The sequence below is a fragment of the Streptococcus sp. NLN76 genome (genome assembly GCF_015686645.1).
Taxonomy (GTDB): domain Bacteria; phylum Bacillota; class Bacilli; order Lactobacillales; family Streptococcaceae; genus Streptococcus.
Genome location: NZ_JADPMS010000056.1, coordinates 1 through 8,939 on the forward strand (window position 1 = coordinate 1; position 8,939 = coordinate 8,939).

The following is an 8,939-nucleotide window of genomic DNA, read 5'->3' on the forward strand; positions in this document are numbered from 1 at the left end:
GGTCGGTGTATCGATAATGGCCCATTAGAAGGTTGGCAAGGACAAATAAAGGAAATGCGAGAGGTGCTGTATCCCAATGTAGCTACTTTCGAAGAGATGAAGGAAGCGTATGAAAAAACAATTGATTACTACCATCATCATGATCCACAGGAAAGATTTGAAGGAAAGACACCTGCACAAGTAAGAGCTGAGGCAAAGGCGAATCCCCAACAAGTAACCCAGTATCCAATTAAGTAAGCTAAAAAATACATTGATTTTTGGAAAAATATTGCCAATAAAAAAAACCAGACCGCCTAAATTTAAGGCAGTCTGGTATCAAACATTTTATTTATTTCAACTGTCTACTTGACACGGTACGTATCAAAGGCTGTTAGAAGAACTTTTCTTTCAACCAAAACAAGGATTGGTTCTAGTGGTTTTTCACAACTATCAGATCAACTTTGTATTTTTGATCAGTCTCTTATTCCTTTTTAGAGAATTGGGATACTGGAATCATAATTTTGGAGGTGTCATATGGAAATAACACGAGAAGATATTCGTAGAGTTTTTGGTCGCTATGGTATGGAATGTCGTTTTGATTCTCCTCATCCTGGTGTGCATTACAAGGATGGTTGTTTCTTAACTTTTGATCAATTACCTTTACCAAGTGAGATGTTTAGTGACCCCGCCTTAATCGAAGAGCATGAGCGTCGTACACGTTTAGCCCTTGAGATGGAGGAATAGTTGTCTTTTAATAGGGAGGTCGTAATTGGAATGAATCTGGGAGGTATCCTATGGAAATAACACGAGAAGATATCCGTAAAATTTTAGATCGCTATGGAGCAAAGTATCGTTTTGATTCTCCTACACCAGGTATTCGTTTTAAAGATGGTCAATTTTGGACTTCTGATCAGGTTCCAAGTGCGGAGGAGTTATTTGGGAACCTTGAATTGATGGATGCTTACCAGGAGAAGTTGCTGAAGAGATTTGAAGAGGGAGACTAATCTTCTTTTAGAGTGAATTTTGTGAGTTTTAAAAGTCGTTCTTCCTACACAAAACACCAGAGTTCTTGTTGACTCTGGTGTTTTCACCTATTTCTCATCTGTTTTCGTAGAAGGTAGAGGAAGTAGGGACTGCCGATGAGGGTGAGGGTGATACCAGTGGGAATGTTGCTTCCGACTAGATAGGTGCGGGTGAGGGTGTCGGCGGTTAGGAGGAGTAGGGCACCGGTTAGGAGGGCAGCTGGTAGGCGCCAGCGGTGGTCGGCTGGGAAGAGGATGCGGGTGATGTGGCTGGCAAGGAGACCGACGAGGGTCATGTTGCCGGCTAGGGTTAGGCTGAAGGCGACGAGGGCGCTGGCTAGGATGAGAAGGATGCGGCGTTGGCGGCTGAGGGCTAGTCCCAACCCAATGGCGGTTTGGTCAGAGAGTTGGAGGAGGTTGAGGGGCCGGGCCTGGGTGTAGGTCAGGATCCAGAGGATCAGGAGGATGGGGGCGGCCAGGGTCAGGCTGTCCCAATTATTTCCCGTCATCCGGCCAGCCAGCCAGGAGACGACATAGTTGAGTTTCTGGATATCGACGCGGCCGGTGATGGCGACCAGGCTCGAAGAGAGGATGGTGGAGAGGGTTACGCCCGCGATGATGAGCTTGACGGGTTGAATCCCCTCTCCTTTTTTGTGGGAAAGAAAAGAAGCGAGGGCAACCGTAGCAAGTCCGCCTGGGATGGCCAAAAAGGGAAGGTAGCGGATCAAGAAGGGATCGGTTAGATCCATCTGCGTCAAGGCTAGGGTCAGAACCAGGCCAACTCCAGCGTTCATTCCCAAGGTCGAGGAATCCGCTAGAGGATTGCGGGTGAAGGTCTGTAATAAGACACCGCTCAAGCCCAGAGAGGCCCCTGCTAACAGGCTGACCAAGATTCGTGGTAAACGAATTTCTTGGAGAATGAAGCGGATTTGGTTGGAGGCTTGGCCTTGGAGGAGGTCTCCCAGGTCTGCTAGCCTCCATTCTACATCCCCCATGGCCAGGGAAAGGAGCGAGCTAACCAGAACCAGGAGGACCAGTATCAGCATTTTTAGGGCTGGGGACAGCCGCTTAGGTTGGTTCATACAATTGTCCTTTTCGCATCAAAATCAAGAAAATCGGTAGCAGTAGGAGGCTGATCAAGGCATTGAGAGGGGTGCCAGGAAGTAGGATGGCCAGCAGGTCACACAGGAGGAGGAAGCTGCCTCCGGTCATGGCAGCTAGGGGAAGGAGCAGGCTATAGGAGTGTCCGATCCAACGGCGGAGTAGGTGGGGGATAATCAGTCCCACAAGGGCTAGACTTCCGACCAAGGCTACGGCAGCGGCAGAGAGCAGGAGGACGACTAGCAAGAGAACTAAACGGAACCAGGCTGTGTCCTGTCCCAGCCCTTGAGCCACTTCTTCGTTTAAGCTGAAAATCGTTAGTTGGTATGCTAGCATTTGGGCTAGGAAGAGGCCAATCAGGATGGGCGGCGCAATGACGGCCAGCATCTGCCAGTTGGTTGCGGCTAGTCCACCAGCTAGCCAGCCAATAATGGCTGTGGACAGGTTGAAGGCTAGGATGAAGCCCTGTCCCAGAGCCGTAAAGAGACTGGCCACCATGGCTCCGGCTAAGATGAGACTGGTGGGTTCCAGTCCCCGTCCCCGCCGGTAGGAAAGACCTAGGACGAGAGCGGTTGCCACCCCCGCCCCCAAGAGGCAGAGGAGGAGAATCTGGCTATAGTGGAGGGCGCCCAGAAAGGCATACCCCCCAGCTAAGGCTAGTCCTGCCCCAGCATTGATGCCAAGGAGACCGGGATCAGCGATGGGATTGCGGGTTAGACCCTGCATGAGGGCGCCGGAAACGGCTAAACTGGCTCCCACTACTAGAGCAGCCAGGGCGCGTGGGAGGCGGATATCCCAGATAATCAAACTGATTTGTTCCTGCTGCTGCGGATGCAAGAGAACTTGCAGGACGGCGTCAAAATCGTACCAAGGTTGTCCCCAGCTGAGGTTGAGCAGGACTTGACCGAGGATAAGGAGGGCGAGACTGCAAAAAACAAGCCAAAAAAATCTTGGCTTGTTTTGCGGAATCCCTGTTGGGGTTGGTTTCATAGGAACTCCTAGTTCATATTCATTGAATTTCAAAATCTGACATTGTTAAGCTTCTTTGATGAACTTTTTTGATTACGTGTAATCACGCTAAATTGATAATATTCAACAGGTCCCCCGGACCTGTTGAACTATCTTCATCGGCTTTTCTCGTCTTTTTATTTGAAATTAGTTAGGCATCATTTTTTGGAATCCTTCTTGGATCGTTTTTAATTCGTATTCTAGACTGAGTGGGTCGTTGAAGTAGAAGGCGTTGGCATCAACTTTGAGGACCCGATTTTTCTCAACAGCTGGTTGGGATTTCCAGAGGTTGCTTTCGTAGAGGGCAGATCCTGTTTCTTCATTTTCAGCAGCTACGACGACGATGTCCCCTAGATACTCTGGGAGGGCATCTTGGTTGACCGCTAGATAGCCAGGTTTAAAGACCTCCTCTTGCACTTTTTGAGGGGCCTTGAAACCAAGAGTTTGGTAGACAACCTCACCCCCACGGCCCCAGTTATTTCCGAAGAGGTAGATGTCTTTTTCAAAGAGGCCCATGACCGTCACAGTCACATCTTCTCCCAACTGGTTACGGAGTTCTCGGCCGATTTTGGCTGTCCGGTCTTTCCAATTGGCGATCCACTCATCCGCTTCTTTTTCTTTGCCAAAAACTTGACCAAAGGAATTCAAGAGTTGGAGATAGTCGTTCTTGCCATAGGTTACAGCCAAGGTTGGCGCGATCTTCTGCAGCTCCTTGAGGTTAGGGTCGTTGGACTCAACGACAATCAAATCAGGGTTGGCTTTGGCAATGCTTTCCAAATCTTCTGGCATAAGCACTTGCGCATCCTTGACCCGGTCCTTGAGGACGGGATTCTTGGCATCATAAGTTGTGACCGACACGGGATCAAAGCCGAGCTGGTAGAGGTAACCGGTATAGCTAGAGGAAAGACTGACAATCCGTTGAGGATTCTGGGGAATATCCCCCGAGTAATCAAAGCCGTCAATCTTTGGCTTGCTTGAGAGGACAACGTCCACCTTAGCGTTGGATGTGGAAGAGGACGACGCGCAGGCCGCAAGTGTCACAAGTAGCAGGCCGAGACCTAACCAAGTAAGCAGTTTTTTCATAATCTCTCCTATTCTTTTAAAAGCTGATAACTAAGACAAACAGGCTTGCCGTAGATGGGATCTTGGACAATTTGCGCCTCTATGGAAAAAATAGAACGCAAAACCTCAGCTGACATCACCTCTGAGACCGAACCCTCAAAAGCGATGTGCCCATCCTTCATGGCCAACAAACGATGGGAAAACCGGGCTGCCAGATTGAGATCATGCAAGACCATCACGATGGTCTTGCCCTGGCTTTGGTTCAAGTCTGCCAACAACTCTAGCACCTCCAGCTGATGATTGAGATCCAGGTAAGTCGTCGGCTCATCCAAAAAAATCCAGTCCGTATCTTGCGCCAAGGCCATGGCAATCCAGACCCGCTGCCGCTGCCCACCAGACAAGGCGTCCACCGGCTGGTCCTGAAAGTCCGCCACTCGCGTCACCTCCATAGCCCAGGCAATCTTCTCCCGGTCCTCTGAGCCCAAACGCCCCATGGCTGACAAGTGTGGATACCGCCCATAAGAGACCAAATCAAAAACGGTAATCCCCTCCGTCGCCGACTGTACCTGCGGTAACAAGGCTAACTTGCGGGCCACCTCTTTGGTTTTCATCTGAGCAAGGACCTGCCCATCCAGAATTACCTGCCCCTTGTCTAAGGGGAGGATCCTAGTTAAAGCTTTGAGAAGGGTGGACTTGCCACTGCCGTTGGCCCCGATAATGGTCGTCACCTTGCCAGATTCCAGTTGACAAGACAACCCATCCAGCACCAGCTGATTCCCATAAGAAACCTGAATGTCCTTGGCTTGCATGACCCAGTCCTCCCCTTCTCTATCGTTCAAACACACTCATTATACCACAAAAAAGAGAAAAAGGAGATTTGTCAGACAATTCTAAGGAACGGTATTTCTTATTAAAAATTATTCCATTAAAATTCCCAAATATTTTAAAATAGAACCTTAACTTTTACTTCTATTTTGACAAAATCAAGAAAATGACAAAATAGAAGATAAGAAATAGTTTCTATTTGAATAAAAGTGCCAAAATGTTAAAATAGACATAGAAAATGAGATTCTATTTTGACAAAAGGGTTAAAATGACAAAATAGAATCCAACGCTTCATTTCTATTTGAACAAAATTTGATTTTTTTAAGTAACAGAATGGTCGATCTAGCAGAGAGGAGGATTTGATGGATTACAAAGAGTTAAAGAAAGTCTATTATGGGAATTTTGATGCTTATGAGAGAGAGTATCAGCAACGTTTGGAAGGATATAGTACCATTGTTACCCAACTTTACCCAAGATTGATGAAAAGAGAAAACTTCCAAACATCTAGCTATCCCCTGTTCGTCGTGGTCTTGCCGACGATTCTAATGTTGATAGAGAAAATTACAGTTGCTTCTGGTAAGATTCAGGATTTGGCAGCGGATTTACCAGCTGTCGCCCATTATCAATTTTTTAGTGAGCAAATGTATCAGTCAATCATCTCCACAAATGCTATTGAGGGCATTCGGACAAGGCGGAAGGACTTGGTAGAGGCTCATCGCATTGTGACAGAGGCTCCAGATGCTGAATCTACACGTAAAAACCTATCAACGGTGAAAATGTACCAGCAGATTTTAGAGGGAACGACTTTTAATCTCCAGACTTTGAAAGATATTCGCTCTCTTTATGATCTCTTGCTTGAAGGGGAAGTGGGCTCAGAAGATCAATTGGATGGGGAGCTCTTTCGAAAAGGGGGTGTTCAGATAAGCGATGATCGGACAGGAAAAGTCATCCATCGTCCCCCCTTATCGGAAGAAGGGATATGCAACATGTTGGAGTCCTGGCTTCAATTTCTGGGAGATGAAGAACTTCCTTTTCTAGTGAAGGTTTGTATTGGTCATTTTTTCTTTGAAAATACGCATCCATTTTATGATGGGAACGGGCGATTTGGTCGCTATCTAATGGCTAAGACAGTCGCTAATAACTTGGATACTTTCACCGCGCTTGTGATTTCCCAAAAAATCAATGAGCATAAAAATACTTATTACAAACTCTTTCAACAGACGGGCGACTATTTGAATCGCGCTGATGCGACCTTTTTTGTTCAAGGTCTTTTAGCCCTTATTCAAGAAGGACAGGAAGATATCCTCCTGCTCCTAGCTGAAAAACGGGATTTATTGGAAGACTATCGTGAGAAAATCAATGCTCTGGAAGAGACTCCGGAACAAGAAAAACACATCCTTTTTGTACTTGCTCAGGCAAAACTATTTGTGTCAGATGATAGTGGGATGGAGGAGCGGGAACTGGTTAAAATTGTAAGCCAGAATGCTCCAAAGGTATCTGTTCGGTCGATTAAACAGGCTCTGCGAACGTTAGTTGATAAGAATTTGCTTCAAGTTGTCAGTCGCAGACCCCTTCGCTACCGTCTGACAGAGACTTTATAAGACTAAAAATCCTCTCACTGCCATGGCAGGAGAAGTTTTTTGTAATCAAAACAGTTTCAATTAATCAAGTTCATCAAAAAGGTGACAATGTGAAATCTAATGAGTATTATTGGTAAATCCATCTGATTGAGAGGCTTGTAGAATCTACCATACTGGGGGATTTTCGTTTATTATAGGAATTAAGATGTGGGTTTGGAAGAGTTGATCGTCTCCTTGAGCTTGATATAGTCCGTGATAGGTGTTGACGAGGGATTTCATGTTGGGGATTCCTAGACCTTGTCCATCAGTGAGTTTGATTTTGGGATTGTAGGGATTGACTGCGTGAATGGAAAGACGTCCTTGTTCTACAAGGATGGTTAAGTGAATCCATCGGTCTTGCTTGGATTGTAGATATTTAGTTGCTTTTAAAGCGTTGTCTAATAAATTACCGATGAGCACAGCGGTGATTTGTGGGGCCAAGCTTTGGTATGGTCCAAGTGAGCAAGTTATCTCAAGAAATGTATCTTGTTGATTTGCAAGTGCTTCCTTCGTCTGTAGGAGAAGATTGAGTGCTGGGTCAGAGCTATGCTTCAGGATTTCTTGTTCCTGCCAGTTCATTTGACCTCCTAACTGTTCTATGGCTTCTTGGTAACGTTGGGTTTGAAGGAGCCCTTGTAAGATTAGCTGTTGATTTTTCCAGTCATGGTGTAGTGCACGAATCCGATTATACCGCTCTAGTTGCTCTTCTAAGATTGCAACCTGGTGCTAATTTCGTAGCTGTTGCAGTTTGGAGTCCTCACGCTTTTTAACTTCATAAAGTAAATCTTGGTAAAGCAGTAAGCTTGTTGCACCGATGAGGAGTAGTATGATAGGTTGACTTGATTGGTAGAGCGGTTGAATCTCAGGGCTTAGTCTGGTTAACAGATCTAGAAATATGGATATGCTGGTTAAAAATGGGATTATTACAATGCGATACCGTATATTTGAACTCAGTTCAATGTCGGGCAGCCGTAATAAGACGAAGCGACGGAGGATAAAAACAAGTCCAAACCCTAGGAGAACGAGGTTGGTTGTGTATAAAAATAAGGAACTTAATTCTTGTATAGGAGGCAGACCTAAAATTTGAAATAAAAGAAAAGAGAGACTGTTTTCGATTAATAGACCAAGCTCCAGGAATACGCTAGCCCAGACTAAACTGCTGGTTTTGGAATACACATGGATACGGCCTATTGAGTAGGTTGTTAGAAAGGATAAGATTAGATTGAGTATGCTAGCAGCCACCGGGGGTAGGAGGATACTTCCAATTATTTCTAAAAGTAGAAAACTGCTAATCAAGGTTATTTGCCAGGATTTCCAGTGAATGGATTCGTCTTTTCTTCGAAAAAAGAGATGCAGGCTAAGTATGTTAAAGCTGCTAGTATACAGGTGAAAGATGCTACTCCACAACATAATAGTTTCTCAATCTTTCTAGGATTTGTTCTTGCAATCCTTTTTTAAAGTGCCTGCTGACTGGAAAGCTCTTTTCTACTTCCTGCGGCAGTCTGAGGGAGAGGACGTTCTTTTCTAATTTAAAAAAATAGCGAACGTTAATCCAGTAGGAATGATGAATTTGAAGAAAATCTTTTGGTAGTTCTTGAGCCAATTCTTTGCTAGATTTTCGAATGGGATAGATGCGTTTGGCTGTATGTAACAAGGACATACGACCTTCTTTTTCTATATAATAAATTTCTCTACTCGGTAGAGCATGGTAATGATGGTTCGAGGTAAAGGTGACAAACGATTCCTGCTGCTTAACTCGCTGAATTGCTCTCTGTAAACTGGCATAGAATTTCTCATTTTGAACAGGCTTCACTAGAAAATCAAACGTTTCTACTTTGAAGACGCTTGGCATAAAGGATTCATGGCTAGTCAAAAAGAGGATGAGGACGGAAGAGTCCTGTGAGCGAATTGCTTGTGCCAACTCGACACCGGATAGATAGGGCATTTCAATATCTAAAAGAAGAATATGATAGGTATTGGGTTGAAAATGAGATAATAATTTACGAGGATCCTCGTAGACATCCATTGAAAATGATAAACCTTCCCTTTTCTCGAACTGCTCCAAGGATTCCACCAGGGAGCTGCTGTGAAAACGATTATCATCACAGATTGCTATTGAAATCATTTCTGCCACCTCCTCGTAATATAAGTTTAGAGGGTTATTAAAACCCAGTTTGAACAATAATTGTATAAATGCTTGACTATTGCAATGTTTCCCAGAACAATAGAGTTATGGAAAGGACTCATGGTTGTTTCTTATCCTCCTTGTTGCTCAGTCTTCATTACAAAGTCTGTTACCCAGCCCTTCATTTTACCTCCAACC

General features: G+C 45.2%; 9 protein-coding genes and 1 pseudogene. 4 read left to right on the forward strand and 6 right to left on the reverse strand.

Annotated elements, in window-relative coordinates:
* From I1A59_RS08460 to I1A59_RS08470, 3 genes and pseudogenes are all read left to right on the forward strand, one after another.
* Positions 1 to 237: pseudogene (locus I1A59_RS08460) on the forward strand (hypothetical protein); the annotation flags it as partial.
* A 276-nt stretch (positions 238 to 513) separates the two neighbouring features.
* Entirely contained in the window at positions 514 to 723 is a 210-nt protein-coding gene (locus tag I1A59_RS08465; RefSeq protein WP_196092340.1) for a hypothetical protein, read from the forward strand.
* A 50-nt stretch (positions 724 to 773) separates the two neighbouring features.
* Positions 774 to 983: a hypothetical protein gene (locus I1A59_RS08470; RefSeq protein WP_196092341.1), complete on the forward strand. Its 210-nt coding sequence runs from the start codon at positions 774 to 776 to the stop codon at positions 981 to 983.
* A gap of 83 nt (positions 984 to 1,066) precedes the next feature.
* Here the strand turns inward: I1A59_RS08470 and I1A59_RS08475 are convergent, their stop codons facing one another.
* The 4 genes from I1A59_RS08475 to I1A59_RS08490 all read right to left on the reverse strand — a co-directional run bounded on the left by I1A59_RS08475 (position 1,067) and on the right by I1A59_RS08490 (position 4,981).
* Entirely contained in the window at positions 1,067 to 2,083 is a 1,017-nt protein-coding gene (locus tag I1A59_RS08475; RefSeq protein WP_196092342.1) for an iron ABC transporter permease, read from the reverse strand.
* Complete coding sequence (locus I1A59_RS08480; protein ID WP_196092343.1) at positions 2,070 to 3,092, reverse strand: iron ABC transporter permease; 1,023 nt, start codon at positions 3,090 to 3,092, stop codon at positions 2,070 to 2,072. Before I1A59_RS08480 ends, I1A59_RS08475 begins: the two co-directional genes overlap by 14 nt.
* 165 nt (positions 3,093 to 3,257) lie before the next feature.
* Positions 3,258 to 4,193: an iron-hydroxamate ABC transporter substrate-binding protein gene (locus tag I1A59_RS08485; protein WP_196092344.1), complete on the reverse strand. Its 936-nt coding sequence runs from the start codon at positions 4,191 to 4,193 to the stop codon at positions 3,258 to 3,260.
* Positions 4,194 to 4,201: 8 nt separating this feature from the next.
* Positions 4,202 to 4,981, reverse strand: a complete 780-nt coding sequence (locus I1A59_RS08490) for an ABC transporter ATP-binding protein (RefSeq protein WP_196092348.1) — start codon at positions 4,979 to 4,981, stop codon at positions 4,202 to 4,204.
* A gap of 378 nt (positions 4,982 to 5,359) precedes the next feature.
* Between I1A59_RS08490 and I1A59_RS08495 the strand changes: the two genes are divergently transcribed.
* Positions 5,360 to 6,598, forward strand: a complete 1,239-nt coding sequence (locus I1A59_RS08495; RefSeq protein ID WP_196092345.1) for a Fic family protein — start codon at positions 5,360 to 5,362, stop codon at positions 6,596 to 6,598.
* A 144-nt stretch (positions 6,599 to 6,742) separates the two neighbouring features.
* Here the strand turns inward: I1A59_RS08495 and I1A59_RS08500 are convergent, their stop codons facing one another.
* Both I1A59_RS08500 and I1A59_RS08505 read right to left on the reverse strand, forming a co-directional pair.
* Positions 6,743 to 7,195 carry a GHKL domain-containing protein gene (locus tag I1A59_RS08500; protein ID WP_196092346.1) on the reverse strand — a complete coding sequence of 151 codons (453 nt, stop codon included), beginning with the start codon at positions 7,193 to 7,195 and terminating at the stop codon, positions 6,743 to 6,745.
* A gap of 817 nt (positions 7,196 to 8,012) precedes the next feature.
* Complete coding sequence (locus tag I1A59_RS08505) at positions 8,013 to 8,741, reverse strand: LytTR family DNA-binding domain-containing protein (protein WP_196092347.1); 729 nt, start codon at positions 8,739 to 8,741, stop codon at positions 8,013 to 8,015.
* Positions 8,742 to 8,939: the final 198 nt, after the last annotated feature.

Excerpts from the sequence above, each read along its gene's own strand:
- I1A59_RS08500 (WP_196092346.1), bottom strand. The coding sequence starts at position 7,195 with ATGAACTGGCAGGAACAAGAAATCCTGAAGCATAGCTCTGACCCAGCA.
- I1A59_RS08480 (WP_196092343.1), bottom strand. The coding sequence starts at position 3,092 with ATGAAACCAACCCCAACAGGGATTCCGCAAAACAAGCCAAGATTTTTT.
- I1A59_RS08465 (WP_196092340.1), top strand. The coding sequence starts at position 514 with ATGGAAATAACACGAGAAGATATTCGTAGAGTTTTTGGTCGCTATGGT.
- I1A59_RS08495 (WP_196092345.1), top strand. The coding sequence starts at position 5,360 with ATGGATTACAAAGAGTTAAAGAAAGTCTATTATGGGAATTTTGATGCT.
- I1A59_RS08475 (WP_196092342.1), bottom strand. The coding sequence starts at position 2,083 with ATGAACCAACCTAAGCGGCTGTCCCCAGCCCTAAAAATGCTGATACTG.
- I1A59_RS08490 (WP_196092348.1), bottom strand. The coding sequence starts at position 4,981 with ATGCAAGCCAAGGACATTCAGGTTTCTTATGGGAATCAGCTGGTGCTG.
- I1A59_RS08485 (WP_196092344.1), bottom strand. The coding sequence starts at position 4,193 with ATGAAAAAACTGCTTACTTGGTTAGGTCTCGGCCTGCTACTTGTGACA.
- I1A59_RS08470 (WP_196092341.1), top strand. The coding sequence starts at position 774 with ATGGAAATAACACGAGAAGATATCCGTAAAATTTTAGATCGCTATGGA.
- I1A59_RS08505 (WP_196092347.1), bottom strand. The coding sequence starts at position 8,741 with ATGATTTCAATAGCAATCTGTGATGATAATCGTTTTCACAGCAGCTCC.